The 16,626-nt window shown below is 67.8% G+C and carries 15 protein-coding genes; 8 read left to right on the top strand and 7 right to left on the bottom strand.

The features are described 5' to 3' along the window. Positions 1–225: 225 nt before the first annotated feature. Entirely contained in the window at positions 226–549 is a 324-nt protein-coding gene (locus EIZ45_RS30205) for a WhiB family transcriptional regulator (protein WP_037355639.1), read from the bottom strand. A 223-nt stretch (positions 550–772) separates the two neighbouring features. Here EIZ45_RS30205 and EIZ45_RS30200 point away from each other — a divergent pair, with 223 nt between their 5' ends. Then, the gene (locus EIZ45_RS30200; protein WP_134667109.1) at positions 773–1,531 is read left to right on the top strand and encodes a site-2 protease family protein; all 759 of its coding nucleotides are present in this window, start codon (positions 773–775) and stop codon (positions 1,529–1,531) included. Positions 1,532–1,587: 56 nt separating this feature from the next. Here EIZ45_RS30200 and EIZ45_RS30195 read toward each other — a convergent pair whose 3' ends face one another. The 3 genes from EIZ45_RS30195 to mshB are packed head-to-tail and all read right to left on the bottom strand — an operon-like array spanning position 1,588 to position 3,597. After that, entirely contained in the window at positions 1,588–2,379 is a 792-nt protein-coding gene (locus tag EIZ45_RS30195; RefSeq protein WP_134666995.1) for a hypothetical protein, read from the bottom strand. Beyond that, entirely contained in the window at positions 2,372–2,773 is a 402-nt protein-coding gene (locus tag EIZ45_RS30190; protein ID WP_043828442.1) for a hypothetical protein, read from the bottom strand. Before EIZ45_RS30190 ends, EIZ45_RS30195 begins: the two co-directional genes overlap by 8 nt. Beyond that, positions 2,770–3,597: an N-acetyl-1-D-myo-inositol-2-amino-2-deoxy-alpha-D-glucopyranoside deacetylase gene (gene mshB / locus EIZ45_RS30185; protein ID WP_134666997.1), complete on the bottom strand. Its 828-nt coding sequence runs from the start codon at positions 3,595–3,597 to the stop codon at positions 2,770–2,772. The genes EIZ45_RS30190 and mshB overlap by 4 nt, the downstream gene beginning before the upstream one ends. A 657-nt stretch (positions 3,598–4,254) precedes the next feature. On the opposite strand from mshB, the gene EIZ45_RS30180 reads away from it, so the two are divergent. The 5 genes from EIZ45_RS30180 to EIZ45_RS30160 all read left to right on the top strand — a co-directional run bounded on the left by EIZ45_RS30180 (position 4,255) and on the right by EIZ45_RS30160 (position 10,245). After that, positions 4,255–6,003, top strand: coding sequence for an ABC transporter family substrate-binding protein (locus EIZ45_RS30180; RefSeq protein WP_043828405.1), 1,749 nt, complete (start codon positions 4,255–4,257; stop codon positions 6,001–6,003). Between the two features lie 187 nt (positions 6,004–6,190). Next, positions 6,191–7,171, top strand: a complete 981-nt coding sequence (locus tag EIZ45_RS30175; protein WP_043828404.1) for an ABC transporter permease — start codon at positions 6,191–6,193, stop codon at positions 7,169–7,171. After that, positions 7,164–8,123, top strand: coding sequence for an ABC transporter permease (locus EIZ45_RS30170; protein WP_037816628.1), 960 nt, complete (start codon positions 7,164–7,166; stop codon positions 8,121–8,123). Before EIZ45_RS30175 ends, EIZ45_RS30170 begins: the two co-directional genes overlap by 8 nt. After that, positions 8,120–9,217 (top strand): ABC transporter ATP-binding protein, encoded by a 1,098-nt coding sequence (locus EIZ45_RS30165; protein WP_037816629.1) that lies wholly within the window; start codon positions 8,120–8,122, stop codon positions 9,215–9,217. The genes EIZ45_RS30170 and EIZ45_RS30165 overlap by 4 nt, the downstream gene beginning before the upstream one ends. After that, complete coding sequence (locus tag EIZ45_RS30160; RefSeq protein ID WP_043828402.1) at positions 9,214–10,245, top strand: ABC transporter ATP-binding protein; 1,032 nt, start codon at positions 9,214–9,216, stop codon at positions 10,243–10,245. The genes EIZ45_RS30165 and EIZ45_RS30160 overlap by 4 nt, the downstream gene beginning before the upstream one ends. A 258-nt stretch (positions 10,246–10,503) precedes the next feature. Here EIZ45_RS30160 and EIZ45_RS30155 read toward each other — a convergent pair whose 3' ends face one another. Both EIZ45_RS30155 and typA read right to left on the bottom strand, forming a co-directional pair. Continuing rightward, positions 10,504–12,234, bottom strand: a complete 1,731-nt coding sequence (locus EIZ45_RS30155) for an ABC transporter family substrate-binding protein (RefSeq protein ID WP_134666999.1) — start codon at positions 12,232–12,234, stop codon at positions 10,504–10,506. A gap of 216 nt (positions 12,235–12,450) precedes the next feature. Next, a complete protein-coding gene (gene typA, locus EIZ45_RS30150; RefSeq protein ID WP_037816632.1) occupies positions 12,451–14,382 on the bottom strand; it encodes a translational GTPase TypA in 1,932 nt (643 codons plus the stop codon). A gap of 187 nt (positions 14,383–14,569) precedes the next feature. On the opposite strand from typA, the gene EIZ45_RS30145 reads away from it, so the two are divergent. Next, positions 14,570–14,764 carry a hypothetical protein gene (locus tag EIZ45_RS30145; protein WP_134667001.1) on the top strand — a complete coding sequence of 65 codons (195 nt, stop codon included), beginning with the start codon at positions 14,570–14,572 and terminating at the stop codon, positions 14,762–14,764. A gap of 415 nt (positions 14,765–15,179) precedes the next feature. On the opposite strand, the gene EIZ45_RS30140 is transcribed toward EIZ45_RS30145, so the two are convergent. Then, positions 15,180–15,482 carry a YciI family protein gene (locus tag EIZ45_RS30140; RefSeq protein ID WP_043828161.1) on the bottom strand — a complete coding sequence of 101 codons (303 nt, stop codon included), beginning with the start codon at positions 15,480–15,482 and terminating at the stop codon, positions 15,180–15,182. Between the two features lie 177 nt (positions 15,483–15,659). On the opposite strand from EIZ45_RS30140, the gene trpS reads away from it, so the two are divergent. After that, entirely contained in the window at positions 15,660–16,625 is a 966-nt protein-coding gene (gene trpS, locus EIZ45_RS30135; protein ID WP_037816636.1) for a tryptophan--tRNA ligase, read from the top strand. Position 16,626: the final 1 nt, after the last annotated feature.

The raw sequence follows: 16,626 nt of genomic DNA, 5'->3' as shown, positions 1-16,626 counted from the left end.
AGAGAACCACGGCACAGCACCGATTTTCCGGCCGCTGTGACGGTACTTCTGCCCTCATGGCCGCCGCCTTGGAGGCGGCCGCACGAATCCGGCGAATGTGCCCGGCGCCACCTCGGCGAGGACTCCCATCCCGCCGCGGGCGCGCCAGCCGCAGCACTCGCTCACCGCCGTGCCGACGGCGGGGCGCACCCCCGGTCCGCGTGGACCGGGGGAACCGAAACCCGTTTAGACAGCCCGTTTCTTCAGCTTGCGACGTTCCCGTTCGGACAGTCCGCCCCAGATGCCGAAGCGCTCGTCGTGCGCCAGCGCATACTCGAGACAGTCGTCCTTGACCTCGCAGCCAAGGCAAATCCGCTTGGCCTCGCGGGTCGAGCCGCCCTTCTCGGGGAAGAACGCCTCCGGGTCGGTCTGCGCGCACAGGGCGCGCTCCTGCCAGTCCTGCTCCTCGGGGACGTCGAAAAGGTCGGTCAGATCCCCGAGCTGCTGCTCCGGGTTCTCTCCCCAACCCACGACGTGCCCCCATTCCCTGTTGTCCGCTTCCAACCGCACGTCCGCCTCCTCGCTCCTACGCACTCCCCAGGCTGGCGGTGGTGAAACGACACCCGCTGCCCCCTCCGACAGCGAATGACATCACTGTGATTACACCTGTGTAGTGCGGCCAGGTCAAGCCGAGTAGCGAGTTCGGGGGATCTCTGTGCCCGGGTGCGCAAGGGGACACGCCGAAGACTTCACACCGGGCATACGGAAGACTGGTGGGGTGCAGAGATCAGCAGTGCGTCCGAGCCCGATCTTCCTCGGCATCCTCGCCGTCGCCGTCGCCGGTGGTTTCCTGGCTGCATACGGTGATTCCACGACTCTTCTCGGTTCCCGCGACCCGATGTTCATCGCGGGCGTCGTGCTGCTCGTCCTGGGCGGCTGGATGGCGTCGCTGACGCTCCACGAGTTCGGGCACGCCTTCGTCGCCTTCCGCGGCGGTGATCACGAGATCGCTCACAAGGGGTACCTCTCGCTGGACGTCCGGCGCTATGCCGACCCCGTCCTGTCCTTCGTGCTGCCGCTCATCTTCTTGCTGATCGGCGGCATCCCGCTGCCGGGCGGCGCGGTGTGGATCAACCGCGGCGCGCTGCGCAATCGCGCGACGGCCTCGTGGACCTCGCTGGCCGGTCCGCTCAGCAACCTCGCCGTCGGCGCCGCGCTGTGCCTGGCGACGATGCTGATCCCGATGGCGACCGGCCTCTTCTACGCGATGTCGTACCTCGCGCTGCTGCAGATGATGACGTTCCTGATCAACATCCTGCCGGTGCCGGGGCTGGACGGCTGGGGCGCGTTGGAGCCGTACCTCTCGCCGCAGGCGCGGGCGTTCGGCGCGCGGGTGCGGCCGTGGGCGCCGCTGGTGCTGTTCGCGCTGCTCTTTCTTTTCCGGCCGGTGTCGGATCTGCTCTGGACGATCGCCGGGCACATCTACGAACCGCTCGGCGGGAACGCGGCCGCGGCCTACATCGGGCAGAGAGCGTTCCTCTTCTGGCACTGAGGGGCGTCGTGAGTGGCTATACCGGTTAGAACCGGCATAGCCACTCACGACGACGATCAGGCCCACTCCCGGTGGGTCATGAGCCACGCGTGCGCGCGCTTCCAGACCTTCTTAAGCCCGGAGCGCTCGCCGAGGTAGTCGCCCGCCGCGCCGACCACCGGCAGCATCCCGAGTGCCCGGTGGAACCATCGGCCGCGCGGGCGCTTCTCGAGTTCGCCGGTGATCCCCCACAGCGACTTGCCCAGGTGCCAGAGCGTGCTGGCGACGGCTTTCGCGGTCACCTTGCCGTGTTTGCGGTGGGATTCGTCGAGCTCCTCGGTGAGCCGCGCGGTCTCACTGTCCTCAGCGGACTTCGCGGACTTGTCGTGCTTCGCTCCCGACGCTAGGTCGGCGTCGATGTCGCGTTCGAACAGCACCGAGGCGATCAGCCGGACCCGGCTGCCGACGTCGGTCACGCCGTACTCCCCCGCGATCGCGCACAGCACCAGTCCCTGCGACGCCGCGCCGAGGGTGTCCTGCACCGGCAGCCGGTCGGCGAGCGCGCCGCCGAGCCCAGGGATCGAGGTCAGCAACGAGGTGAGCCTGCCGACGCGGTTGACCCACCAGCTCGCGCGCTGGTCGATGTCCATCCCCGCCCACCCCGCGGTGCCCGGCACCTTCACTGAGGTCAGGGCGCGGAGCATTTTCTTCTTCAACCCGGCGTCGGAGAATTCGCCCTCGCCGCGCCGGGCGCGCGCCTGCATGCCGAACGGGTCGGCCTCGCGCAGCGCGTCGATCATCGGCGCGCAGGCCCGGACGAACGGACGCAGGATCGCCACGACCTGACGGTCCGAAATGGCCTCAGACACGGACGCCTCCCTTCGCCGCGGCCCGGCCCAGCCCGCCGCCGAGGACCAGCGCGGCGGGCAGGGCGCTCGCGCCGAGCAGCAGCAGCGCGCGCCAGTCCTGGACGAGCACGACGTCGCCGCCCGGACCGAACAGGCCGACCCCGAACACGACGAGTACCCACACCAGCAACGGCACGAACGAGAGCCCAGGGCGGACAAGCTTCGCCGCGGTCAGCACGAGCCACGGCGTGGTGACCGCGCCGACCACCGCGGTGATCGGCAGCGGCACCTCGCCGAGCGGGCCGACCCGCAGCGGGAGGAAGAACAGTTCGAGCAGCGCCAGCACGACCGCGTCGAACGCCAGCAGCACCAGCATCAGCCGCTGGTCGCGAGTGAGCGGGGCGGACACCGTCACCACCCGCCGAACAGATCGGTCTCGGCTCCGGCGGCGTCGCCGTGGGCGAGCACGAAGTATTCGGCGGACGGGATCGGCTGCGCGATGCTGTTGGTCAGGGCGAAGTGGCTGACCGCGCCGTCGACCACGGTCAGCTGGGTTTCGTGCGCGCGCAGTGCCGCCAGCTTCGTCTGCCGGTGCGCGGAGATGTCGACCACGGTGGTGATCTTGCCGTCCGGAGTGGACGGAAGCTCGCCGTCGTCAGCCACCCGGAACGGTGATGTTCCGTCGGCGCGCAGTTCGGCGAGCCCGACGGCGAGCGCGGCCTCGGACTGGACCACGTGGAAGACCCGCTGGACCGACGGGGCGTCCGGAGCCGCCGCCATGGTGATCTCGTGCGCGCGGATGTGGTCGGGATGGCCGTAGCCGCCGAAGGAGTCGTAGGTGACGACTACCTGCGGGGCGAAATCGTCGATGAGTTCGCGCAGCTGACTGGTCTGCTCCACCGCCGACCCGCCGGTGAACGCCCTCGGATGCTCGGCGGCGGGCGTGCCCGCCATGCCCGAATCGCGCCACCGGCCGATGCCGCCGAGGTACTCGTGCCGGGCAAGGCCGAGCGCGGCGGCCGCGGCGGCCATTTCCCCGGACCGGTACCCGCCGAGCTGGTCGGCCTCTGCCGCGACGAGCCGCGCGAGCCGCGGCGGGACGATTTCGCCCTCTTCGCCGAGCGTGCAGGTCACGACGCACACCTCAGCGCCTTCTGCGCCGTAGCGGGCGATGACGCCGCCGGTGGCGATGCTTTCGTCGTCCGGGTGGGCGTGGACCAGCAGCAGCTTCCGCTTCACGCCCTCAGGTTAATGACCGTCGCGGCCACGCCCGGGAGGCCGACCCCCGGCGCGGCGCTCAGGACCGGAAATCGGCAACGTGCACGGGAAAATGCATTCGCATCCCACCACGTCGGACCAGCGTCCCGGACCGTGGGCGTTCCCTTCCGCGGAACGTTCCGCGGTTCGGAATACGCGGGCGAGGACGCAAGATGCTCGGAACACCCACCGAGCACCTTTCGCCGTCCGGGCCGCCGTGTCCGCGTTCGGCGGCGGGCGCGTTCTTTCGCTTCACGAGATCGGACCAATTTCTTGTCACTTCGGGTTCGTCGCGGCCGCGTGACTACTCCATTAGCTGGGGTACCGCGTACGGAACGGGGCGGTTATTGTCCGCCGGGCCTCTCGGTCCGCTGGACTGAACTGCCACTCGAACCGGTTCCGAATTTCCGTGATCAACTACTGACCGTAGTCGATCAAGTGCGGAAACCACGGTGCAACCAGGGGGCACGAGATATCTGTTCCGCAACGATCTCACTGAGAGTGTCCGGATCGATAGGTTTGCCGTCTGTCCAATGCCTAAGTTTCACGGCTACGGTGAGCAACGCGATACCGATCGGTGCTTGCGCGTCAGGAAGAGCCGCCTCGCAAACCCGCGACGGCGTCGAGCAAGGAGAATGAATGTTAGTGACGACTAGGTCGCGCGCCGCGAAACTCGGCGCGTTCGTCGCGGGCGCGGCCCTTCTGCTCTCCGCATGCGGTGGTGGCGGAGGCGGCAACAGCGCGGTGCAGACCGGGCAGGCATTCGCCGACTGCGACAAGAACCCGAACACCTGCAACTCGGCGCAGGCCGATCAGCTCCAGCAGGGCGGCAGCGTCACCTACGCCATCGAGAAGAACGTGCCGAACTGGCTCGTCATCTCGGCCGAGGGCAACGTCTTCGAAACCGGCGAGGTCACCAAGGGCCTGCTGCCCTACACCTTCTACGCGACGCCCGATTTGAAGCCGGTCCTGAACAAGGACTTCGTCGAGTCGGCCGAGGTCACCAGCACCAGCCCGCAGACGGTGGTCTACAAGCTGAACCCGAAGGCCACCTGGTCGGACGGCACCCCGTTCTCCGCCGACGACTTCATCTACAACTACAAGGTCCAGAACGGCAAGGACTGCCCCGGCTGCGCCGCGGCCAGCACCGCGGGCTACGACCAGGTCAAGTCCGTCACCGGTTCCGACAACGGCAAGACCGTGACGGTCGTGTTCGACAAGCCCTTCACCGACTGGAAGCTGCTCTGGAGCTCCGGCGGCGCGATCTATCCGGCGCACCTGGCCGCGCAGCACGGCGACATCAAGACCCCGGAAGGCCTCGCGGCATCCTGGAAGTGGTTCTCCGAGACCGTCCCGACCTGGTCCGGCGGCCCGTGGAAGATCTCGAAGTTCGTCAACAACCAGTCGGTCACCGAGGTCCCGAACGAGAAGTACTGGGGTGCGAAGCCGAAGCTGGACAGCGTCGTGTTCCGGGTGATCACCGACGCGACGCAGGAGCCGACCGCACTGCAGAACAACGAGGTGCAGGTCATCTACCCGCAGCCGCAGGTCGACCTGGTCAACCAGGTCAAGAACATGCCGAACATCTCCTCGTTCATCGGGCTCGGCCTGACCTGGGAGCACTTCGACTTCAACCTGAAGAACCCGGCGCTCTCCCAGAAGCCGCTGCGCCAGGCGCTGTTCACCGCGATCAACCGCAAGGACATGATCGCCAAGACCGTCGGTCAGTTCACCAACAAGGTCGAGCCGCTCAACAACCACAACTTCGTGCCGCAGCAGACCGGCTACAAGGACACGGTGAGCGCGACCGGCCAGGGCTCCGGTGACATCGAGAAGGCCAAGAAGATCCTGACCGACGCGGGCTACAAGCTGGCCAACAACCAGCTGTCCGACCCGAGCGGCAAGCCGATCCCCGAGTTGCGCATCCGCTACACCGTCGGCAACCAGATCCGGCAGAACGAGTGCGAGCTGTTCGCGCAGACCGCGGCTCAGCTGGGCGTCAAGGTGAAGGTCCAGTCCACCGACGACCTCGGTCAGACCACCACCAGCGGCGACTACGACGTCATCGTGTTCGCGTGGGTCGCTTCGCCGTTCCCGTTCGGCGGCGCGATCCAGAACTGGGGCACCGGGCAGGGCAACAACTACGGCAAGTACAGCAGCCCGCAGGTCGACAGCCTGATGGCGCAGGCCAACGCCGAGACCGACCAGACCAAGGCGGCGGACCTGCTCAACCAGGCCGACCAGATCATGTCCGAAGACGCGTACGTGCTTCCGCTGTACCAGAAGCCGACCTTCATCGCCTCGTCGGACAAGATCGCGAACATCCGCAACAACTCGACCCTCGACGGGCCGGTGTACAACATGCAGGAGTGGGGCATCCGGAAGTGATCAACGACCGGTAGATTCCCGCAGGACAACCGGTGAAGGGCCGGCCGCAAAGCCGGCCCTTCACCGTATCCGCGAACAATTGCCCTTTTAGTTCCCGAACACCACGATTGCCCCGTTACGTCGCCTAGGCCCTGCCACCACGAGCGGCGGGCGATGGCAGAACACCGTCCAGAGCAGGAAGACCTCCATGCTTGCCTTCGCACTGCGCCGGCTATTCGTCTCGGTGCCGATCCTCATCTTGTCGACGTTCGTCGTCTTCGTGATGGTGTCGCTCTCGGCCAACCCGTTGACCCCGCTGATCGCGAGAAACCCGCCGCCGCCCCCTCGCACCATCGAGCTCGAACGCATCCGGCTGCATCTCGACCAGCCGATTCTCGAGCGGTACTGGCACTGGATCACCGGCGTGCTGCACGGTGATTTCGGGCCCTCGGTCCAGTCCACCATGAACATCGGCCACGAGGTGTTCGGCCGGTTCGGCGTGACGCTGCGGCTGATCGTGCTCGCCATGGTGGTGGCGCTGATCCTCGCCGTGCTGATCGGCGTGATCAGCGCGTCGCGGCAGTACTCCAAGTTCGACTACACCGCGACCTTCTTCGGCTTCCTCTTCCTGTCGATGCCGTCGTTCTGGTTCGCCCTCGTGCTGAAGCAGATCGGCATCTCGATCAACACGACGGTCGGCGACCAGGTCTTCTACACCATCGGTTCCTCGTCGGTGGTCGCCGCGGGCGGGTTCTGGTCCCAGTTCGGCGACGTGCTCGGCCACCTGATCCTGCCGACGATCTCGCTCGCGCTGACCAGTTACGCGGCCTGGAGCCGCTACCAGCGCGCGTCCATGCTCGAGGTGCTCAACAGCGATTACGTCCGTCTCGCCCGGGCCAAGGGCCTGCCGCGCTGGACGGTGACGCGCAAGCACGCGCTGCGCAACGCGCTGATCCCGCTGACGACGGTGACCGCTCTCGACATCGGCTCGATCCTCGGCGGTGCCGTGGTGACCGAGACCGTGTTCCAATGGCAAGGCGCGGGCGCTTTCCTGCTGGACGCGATCAAGCGAAGCGACGTGTACGCGGTGGAAGCCTGGCTTCTCATCGCGGCCACGTTCATCATCCTGCTCAACTTGGTCGCCGATCTGCTCTACGGCCTGCTCGACCCGAGGATCCGCTATGCCTAACGACGTATTCGACACCCCGCCCACCACCCTGGGCGGCGCTCGGTTCGCTCCGGACGACCCGCAGACCCCGCAGGGCGCGCCGGAACGCGAGTTCACGGTCAAGGAGCGCAGCCAGGCGCAGCTGGTTTTCCGGCGGTTCCTGCAGCACCGGCTCGCGATGATCAGCCTCGTCGTGTTCGTGCTGATCATCCTGTTCGCCTATGTCGGAGCCGCGATCTGGAAGTACAACGCGGCCGACATCACCGACCAGAACTCGGCGCCGCCCTCGGGCGACCACCCGTTCGGCACCGACGCGGTCGGCCACGACACCCTCGCGCAGGTCATGCGCGGGACGCAGATCTCGCTGCAGATCTCGATCCTCGTCGCGATCTTCGCGACCGTCGTGGGCACGGTGTGGGGCGCGGTCGCCGGTTATTACCGCGGCTGGCTCGACACGGTCCTGATGCGCATCGCCGACCTCGTGCTCACGCTGCCGCTGCTCGCGGTGGCCGCGGTGCTCGGCCACCAGTCCGGCGGCACGTGGTGGCTGATCGCGGTCGTCATCGGCGGGCTTTACTGGGCGTATGTGTCCCGGGTGGCGCGCGGTGTCGTGCTTTCCTTGCGCGAGAAGGAGTTCGTCGAGGCGTCGAAGGCGCTCGGCGCGAGCGACAGCCGGATCATCTTCCGGCACCTGGTGCCCAACGCGCTCGGCGCGATCATCGTCAACCTGACGATCCTCGTGTCGATCGCCATCCTGCTCGAGACGGCGCTGTCGTTCCTCGGCTTCGGCGTGCAGCCGCCGGACACCTCGCTCGGGCTCCTCGTGAGCAGCGCGCAGACCGCGATCGACACGCGGCCGTGGCTGTTCTACTTCCCGGGCATTTTCATCATCCTGATCGCGCTGACGATCAACTTCATCGGGGACGGCCTGCGGGACGCGTTCGACCCCCAGCAGACGAAGGTGCGCGCATGACCGAGAACGGCTCGCAAGGACGCGGCGGCGATCCCGTCCTCGTCGTTGAGGACCTGACCGTGCAGTTCCCGACCAGCGAGGGCGTGGTCAGCGCCGTGCGCGGCGTGAACTACCAGCTTCGCCGCGGCGAAGTGCTCGGCATCGTCGGCGAATCGGGTTCCGGCAAGTCGGTGACCTCGCTCGCGGTGATGGGCTTGCTGCCGAAGACCGCGAAGGTGTCCGGCTCGATCCGGTTCGGCGGGCAGGACCTGCTGAAGTCGAACGAGAAGGAACTGAACCGGGTCCGCGGCAAGGGCATCGCGATGGTCTTCCAGGACCCGATGACCTCGCTGAACCCGGTGTACACCGTGGGCGACCAGATCGCCGAGGCGATCACCGCGCACCACGACGTGCGCAAGGACGTCGCGAAGAAGCAGGCGATCGAGCTGCTCGACCTGGTCCGCATCCCGAACCCGGCGCAGCGCGCGGACGAGTACCCGCACCAGCTGTCCGGCGGCATGCGCCAGCGCGTGGTGATCGCGATCGCGATGGCCAACAACCCGGACGTGATCATCGCGGACGAGCCGACCACCGCGCTCGACGTGACGGTGCAGGCGCAGATCCTCGAGGCGCTGCAGGCCGCGCAGAAGGAAACCGGCGCGGCGATGGTGCTGATCACGCACGACCTCGGCGTCATCGCGGGGCAGGCGGACCGGGTGCACGTGATGTACGCGGGCAAGGTCGTCGAGTCCGGCACGGTCGACGACATTTTCTACAACCCGCGGATGCCGTACACGCTGGGCCTGCTCGGCAGCCTGCCGCGGCTGGACGTGAAGACCGACCGGCTCACGCCGATCACCGGTTCGCCGCCCGCCACGCAGAACATGCCGCCGGGCTGCCCGTTCAGCCCGCGCTGCCCGCTGTCGCAGCCGATTTGCGACGAGGAGGAGCCCGCGCTCGTGGCGGGACCCAACGGCCAGCACGCGGCCTGCCACTTCACCGAGCAGGTCGTCGGGAAGGACCCGGCCGAGCTGTTCAGCGCCACCTCGGCCGACGCGGCAGCCGTCCCGGTCGCCGTGGAGGCCGCCGCGACCGACACGGAGACGAACCGATGAGCGAGGCCACGACGGGGCAGGCGCCCGTCCTCTCCGCGCATAACCTGGTCAAGCACTTCCCCATCCGCGGCGGCGGCCTGATCCGCCGCGTTTCCGGGGCCGTGCAGGCAGTGTCGGACGTGTCGTTCGACATCTACCCGCACGAGACGCTCGCGCTGGTCGGCGAATCCGGCTGCGGCAAGTCCACCACCGCCCGGGTCGCGCTGGCACTGCAGCCGCTCACCAGCGGCAAGGTGACCTACGAGGGCAAAGACCTCGCGACGATGGGCAAGCGCGAACTGCAGCGGCTGCGGCGAAGCATGCAGATCGTGTTCCAGGACCCGTACGCCTCGGTCGACCCGCGGCTGCCGGTGAACGAGATCATCGCCGAACCGCTGCGCATACACGGGCTGTACGAAAAGGGCGGCAAGCAGCAGGTCCGCGACCTGATGAAGACCGTCGGCCTGCGCCCGGAGCACGGCAACCGGTTCCCGCACGAGTTCTCCGGCGGACAGCGCCAGCGCATCGGCATCGCCCGCGCGCTCGCGTTGAAGCCGAAGGTGCTGGTGCTGGACGAGCCGGTGTCCGCACTGGACGTCTCGATCCAGGCCGGCGTGCTGAACCTGCTGAAGGACCTGCAGGCGGAACTCGGCTTGTCGTACCTGTTCGTGTCCCACGACCTCTCGGTGGTGCGGCACGTGGCCGACCGGATCGCGGTGATGTACCTCGGCAAGATCGTCGAGACCGCGCCGTCGGAGGAGCTGTTCCAGACTCCGGCGCACCCGTACACGCAGGCGCTGATCTCGGCGATCCCGGTGCCGGACCCGCGCAAGGAGCGGACCCGGCAGCGGATCGTGATCACCGGTGACGTGCCCAGCCCGGCCAACCCGCCGTCGGGCTGCCGGTTCCGCACCCGGTGCCCGAAGTTCGCGAACCAGCTGGACGACGCCGGACGCGAGAAGTGCAAAACAGAAGAGCCCGCTTTGGTGGACCGGGGGCACGCGCACCCGGTGGCTTGCCACTTCGCGGAGAGTCTGCAGTTGATCTGACGCAAGATGCGGAAAGGGGCCTCGCGCTTAACGGTGCGAGGCCCCTTCTGCATGACCGACCGCCCCCGGGGGCCTCGCTACGGCGATGCGCAGCGTCGGCCGCGCGGCATGGCTTCCCCGCTCCCGCTGACGTCCGTGAGGGCCACCCTGAGGGAATCTGATTCCCTCAGGGTGGCCCTCACGGACGTTCGCACCGAGCCGAGCGCGGCGGTGTGCGATGGCGAGATCCGTCGGAGCGGAGAAGCAGCGCGTACCGGATCAGGTCGCGCCGCGGGTCCAGTTCACCGCCGAGCCGAAGGGCCCCTGCATCGGCGGACCGGGCGTCAGGCCGGAAATCCCCTTGCCCACCGCCAAAGTCTCGGCTTCCTGGAACAGCGGGATCACGACGTTTTGGGACCACAGCTGCGGTTCCAGCGTCTTGAGCGAGTCGGCGATCGTCGCCGAACCAGTAAGGGCGGAGTCGATCGTCGCCTGCAGGCTCTGGTCGCACATTCCCGCGGGATTCGCCGGGATCACGGGCTTCGTCTTGTCCACCGGCGCGGGTTCCGGGGCGCAGCCGTAGCTGGAGGCCAGCACCGTCGCCGGGTCGCCGCCGACGGGTTGGCCCACGACGGCGATGTCTACGCCGACGGTGCTGTTCGAGTCCGGGCTCGCCTGCTGTTTCCCGTTCACCACCGGCATTGCCAGCAGGGACGAGTACAGGTCACGCGGCTGCGGTTTGATCTGGTTGACCTCGATGCCGCCCGCGACCAGTTCCGACGCCAGTTCCTTCGCGATCGACGCGTACGGTTCCTGTTCGCCGGGCGACGCGAGGACGATCGACAGCGTCTTGTTTCCCTTGCGCCACACGCCGGCTTCCTTCTTGTACCCGGCGGCGGTGAAGTACTGCTCTGCCTTGGTCGCGTCCGGCGCGGCGGGCGGGCCGGCCGGAATGGTGGGGGCGTATCCCTTCGCTGAAGGCGGGAGGACCTGGGCGTCCGCTTTGAGCGTCGCGGACGGGCCGCCCTTCGCCCCGGTCGTGATCAGCTTTCCGCGGTCCAGCAGCGCGGCGATGCCCGCGCGGACTTGGGGGTCGGAAAGCGTCGCGCTCACCGGGCGCAGCAGCACCGACGCGGTCAGCGGACGCGGCACCGTGTGCAGTTTGACCGCCGAGCCCAGGTCGTTCAGCAGCTGCAAGCCGGTGGAATCGGTGCGGGTCAAGGAGAACTGGTCGTTGCCGCTGCGCAGCGCGGTCGCGATGCCGGACGCGTCGGAGCGGCGCAGGATCAGCGTGTCGACCGCGGCCGGCTTTTCCCAGTACCGGTCGTTGCGCTGGAGGGTCGCTTCGCCGCGGGCGGTGTCGATCGTTTTGATCGCGAACGGTCCGGCGACCGCGGGGAAGCTCGTCGCGAGGGCGTTCGTCCAGCCGCCGGGCGAGTCCTTGAGCAGGTGTTGCGGCAGCAGGTTGTCGAACAGCGTTTGCCAGGCCGGATACGGCTTGCTGAAGGTGACCTCGACGCCCTTGCCGCCGTCACGGGATTCGATGTCCGAGATCAGCCGGTACCCGGCCGGGTCGATCACGCCGGGGTTCGTCTTCATCGCGTTGGCGAGATAGATGAAGTCCTCGGTGGCGATCGGGGCGCCGTCGGACCACGAGGCGTCCGGGCGGATCACGTACTTGACCGTGAACGGCACCTGCGAGACAACCTCGGCGGAAACCATCAGCGTCTTGTCGAGCGTGCGCGTGCCGTCGTCGGACTGGCGGAACACCGAGGGCAGCAGCAGCTGCGACAGCGCGGTGGTGATCGTCGACGAGTCCGCGATGCTGTGCGGGTTGTAGCCGCCGACCACGTCGTCCACGCCGACCACGATCTGCGACAACGACGCCGCGGTGGTCGTGCTCGACGGCGGGGCCGACGTGACCACCGGGGGCGGCGGGGTGTTCGAACACGCGGCGAGCAGTACTCCCGCCAGCGCCAGGACCGGCGCAAGCCGGCGTCCGAATCGCACGCTCGTCCTCCTGAAAGTTCCCGCCGCGCTCCGTGGTCCGAGCGGACATGCTGCCACGCCAGGGCGGGGGCCGGCATCGAGATTCCCACATCGGCCGCCTCTCCGTGACACCGGAGTGGATACCGCCATAAGAGTGGACGCACGAACCGCTGCCGGGGTTCACGCGAAAGGGCGCCTCCCGGGAACGGGAGGCGCCCTTTTTCACCTGCGAGAGGTTCAGCTGTTGTTGTCGCGGCTCTTGGCCCGCGAGCGCTCCTTGGCGCGGGTGTTGATGTCGAGCGTGACCTTGCGGACCCGCACGACCTCCGGCGCGACCTCGACGCATTCGTCGCTCGCGCAGAACTCCAGCGCCTCTTCGAGGCTGAGCTTGCGCGGGCGGGCCAGCGTCTCCATCACGTCGGCCGAGGACTGCCGCATGTTGGTGAGCTTCTTTTCCTTGGTGATGTTGATGTCGAGGTCCTCGAACCGCGGGTTCTCGCCCACGACCATGCCCTCGTACACCTCCGCGCCGGGCTCGACGAAGAACGTGCCGCGGTCGGCGAGCTGGATCATCGCGTACGCGGTGATCGGGCCGGACCGGTCGGCGACCAAGGAGCCGCTGTGCCGGGTGCGGATCTCGCCCGCCCACGGGAAGTAGCCCTCGAACACGTGGTTCGCGATGCCGGTGCCGCGGGTTTCGGTGAGGAAGTCGGTGCGGAAGCCGATGAGGCCGCGCGACGGGAGCACGTAGACCAGCTTGATCCGGCCGGTGCCGTTGCCGCTCATGTCCTCCATGCGGCCCTTGCGGGACGCGAGCAGCTGCGTGATCGCGCCGAGGTGCTCCTCGGGCGAGTCGATGTACAGGCGCTCGAACGGCTCGTGCAGCTTGCCGTCGATCGTGCGCAGGACCACCTGCGGCTTGCCGACGGTGAGCTCGAAGCCCTCGCGGCGCATCTGCTCGACCAGGATGGCCAGCGCCAGCTCGCCGCGGCCCTGCACCTCCCAGGTGTCCGGGCGCTCGGTGGGCAGGACGCGGATCGAGACGTTGCCGATCAGTTCCTGGTCGAGGCGGGCCTTGACCAGCCGCGCGGTGACCTTGTCGCCGCCGTTGCGCCCGGCGAGCGGCGAGGTGTTGACGCCGATGGTCATCGAGATGGCGGGCTCGTCGACGGTGATCCGGGGCAGCGCGACCGGGTTCTCCGCGTCGGCGAGGGTGTCGCCGATGGTGATGTCCGGGATGCCCGCGATCGCGACCAGTTCGCCCGCGCTGGCCTCGGACGCCGGGACGCGGGTGAGCGCCTCGGTGACGAGCAGCTCGGAGATCCGGACGTTCTGCACGGTGCCGTCCTCGCGCATCCAGGCCACGGTCTGGCCCTTGCGCAGCTTGCCGGCGTGGATGCGGATCAGCGCGATGCGGCCGAGGAAGTTCGACGCGTCGAGGTTGGTGACCAGCGCCTGCAGCGGGGCGTCCAGGTCCGCGGCCGGGGCCGGGACGTGCTGGAGCAGGGTCTCGAACAGCGGGTCGAGGTTTTCGCTGTCGGGAAGGCCGCCGTCCTCGGGCTGCTCGAGCGACGCCTTGCCGGCGCGCGCGGAGGCGTAGACGACCGGGAGGTCGAGGATCGCGTCGAGGTCGGCGTCCTCGATGTCGCCGGCCAGGTCGAGCAGCAGGTCGTGGGTCTCCTCGACGACCTCGGAGATCCGCGCGTCCGGCCGGTCGACCTTGTTGACCAGCAGGATCACCGGCAGCTTCGCCTCGAGCGTCTTGCGCAGCACGAAGCGGGTCTGAGGCAGCGGGCCCTCGCTCGCGTCGACCAGCAGCACGACGCCGTCGACCATGGAGAGGCCGCGCTCGACCTCGCCGCCGAAGTCGGCGTGGCCCGGGGTGTCGATCACGTTGATGGTGACCGTGCCCTCGGGGGTCTGACGGTGGATCGAGGTGTTCTTCGCGAGAATGGTGATGCCCTTTTCCCGCTCGAGCTCACCGGAGTCCATCACGCGGTCGACCAGCTCGGCGCGTTCGGCGAAGGCGCCGGACTGGCGGAGCATGGCGTCGACCAGGGTCGTCTTGCCGTGGTCGACGTGGGCGACGATCGCGACGTTGCGCAGGTCGGGCCGGGTCTTGCCGGACGCGCGGCCGGTTTCGACCGCGGTGGCGCTGGCTGCGGGCACGCGAAGACTCCTGAACTTCGAAGAATAAAGGCGGGTGGCACCGCGCGGCGGACGGGATGACGGGCACCGGACACAGCGACCGGCTCTCGCTGACCGGCTTTGGCCACACGCGGACTTCAATCAGGATACCTGTTGGGTTGGTGTGAGGAGCGCCACGCCCTATGATCGGTTAGGCTCACCTAACCTGATGGGTGTTCTTGACGGCCGGTTTGAGGAGTGCGCGGTGGGGAAAAAGGGCGCGGACGATCCTCGGGCTGTGGTGCGGAAGTTGATGAAGGCCGGGAAGGTCAAGAAGAAGTGCTGCCGGTCTAAGGATCGGTGTAAGAAGTGTCCGGTTTTGGCGTTGAAGAAGGCTAAGAAGCAGGTGGCTAAGGCTGCTTGATCGCCGTTGGTCTTCGGCTCGTCGCCTGGCGGCGACATTGCTTTTTTTGAGGGTGCGGTGGGGCACCCCGAAGCTTGATTGTGCTGACGGTCTGGGGTGGCTTGTCAAGGCGGGAAAGATGCCTTGACAAGCCACCCCAGACCGCAGGAGAGCTTCGTATCGGGGTGCGGGGGTGGTGTGGGTGCACCGACAGTTGCGTACACCGGCGGCGGTTTCTCGCGGTGTGGGGCTAGCGCCCCAATGTGGCATTGGGTGCATGCGACGCACCCAATGTGGCGTTCGGTGCGTGGGACGCACCCAATGTGGCATTGGGGCGCTTCCCGAGCAGGCGCGAGGCGGGCGGCGGCCGAGCCGAGGGTCGTGAGGGGAACCCTCACGGAATCAGATTCCCTCAGGGTGGCCCTCACGGAATTCGCTAGTTCTTGTCCAAGAGTTCGTTCACCAGGTTCAGCTCGGGGGCCGTCCTGGTGGGCTGGAAGTGGATGATTTCGTAGGTGGCCAGCTGGCCGATCGCGAAGGGGTCGGTGGCCAGGATCGCGTCCAGCTGTGCGCGTTCCATGGGGCGGGTGATCAGCACGCCGCCGGTGCGGGGGCGTTGGCCTCCGGAGGCCAGGAAGTGGCCGTCTTCGTACTGCTTCGTGAGCCACTCGTTGTGCGCTGGCAGGGCGCGGTCGATTTCCTCTAGCGGAACGATGTACGTGAGCACGACGACGAACATGGTTCGAACCGTAGTCCGGTGCTAGGCTCGTCGCATGCGTTTCCAGAGCACTCAGTGGTGGCCGCCCGTTGGCGGCCCTGAAGCTCTGCGCTGAAAAACCAGCGAAGGCCGCCCCGGTGGGCGGCTTTTTTTGTGCCTGCTCCCGGGGGCGAACATCCAAGGGAGAGGGAAAATCCAATGGTCCAGTTGTCCGGCATCACTCCGTCCGGTCACGTTCAGCTCGGCAACCACCTCGGCGCGTTGCGGCGGTGGGCTGCGGAAGGCGGGCCGGACGATCTGTATTTCGTCTCTGACCTGCATGCGATGACTACCGCGCACAATCCGGCGAAGTTGCGGTCGCTGGCGACGGAGCAGCTTGCCGTGCTGGTGGCTGCGGGAATCGCGCCGGAGCGGGTGTTCGTGCAGTCTGATCTTGCCCGGGAGCTCGGGGCGCTGACGTGGGTGCTGGAGTGCACTTGCTCGTACGGCGAGGCGGCGCGGATGATCCAGTTCAAGGAGAAATCCAAGGGGCAGGCCGGGGTGCGGCTCAGTTTGCTGACTTATCCGGTGCTGATGGCGGCCGACATCCTGTTGCAGGGGGCGGACGAAGTGCCGGTCGGCGAGGATCAGCGGCAGCATGTCGAGTTGGCTCGCACGCTTGCCCGGCGGTTCAACTCCACCTACGGCGAGGTGTTCGTCATTCCGGAGGCGACGTTGCCGCCTGCCGGGGCTCGGGTGAAGGACCTCGCTGAGCCGACTCGGAAGATGTCCAAGTCCGCGCAGGATTCCGCCGGGGTCGTGTTCGTGCTGGACGAGCCGGATCAGGTGCGGCGCAAGATTCGCAAAGCGCGCACGGACGGTGATTCGGTGCCGGTTTACGACCCGGAGAATCGGCCGGGGATCTCGAACCTGCTCGAGATCCTGGCTGCGTGCGGGGGCGGTGATCCGGCCGAGCTGGCCGAGAAGTATCCGTCGTACGGCGTGCTCAAGGACGCTGTCGCGGACGCGGTCATCGAGGAGTTGCGTCCGGTGCGGGAGGGCACGCGCGCGTTGCTGGACGACGTCGCCGAGCTGGAGCGGGTGCGCAAGGCGGGGGCGGAACGGGCGATCGATCGCAGTTCGCACCGGGTGTCGGCGGCGCTGCGGATGGTCGGGGCTGCTTGAA

The sequence above is a fragment of the Amycolatopsis sp. CFH S0740 genome, from assembly GCF_004522315.1.
GTDB classification, from domain to species: domain Bacteria; phylum Actinomycetota; class Actinomycetes; order Mycobacteriales; family Pseudonocardiaceae; genus Amycolatopsis; species Amycolatopsis nivea.
Note: the sequence above shows the minus strand (reverse complement) of the source record. Positions and strands in the feature narration are given on the sequence as shown.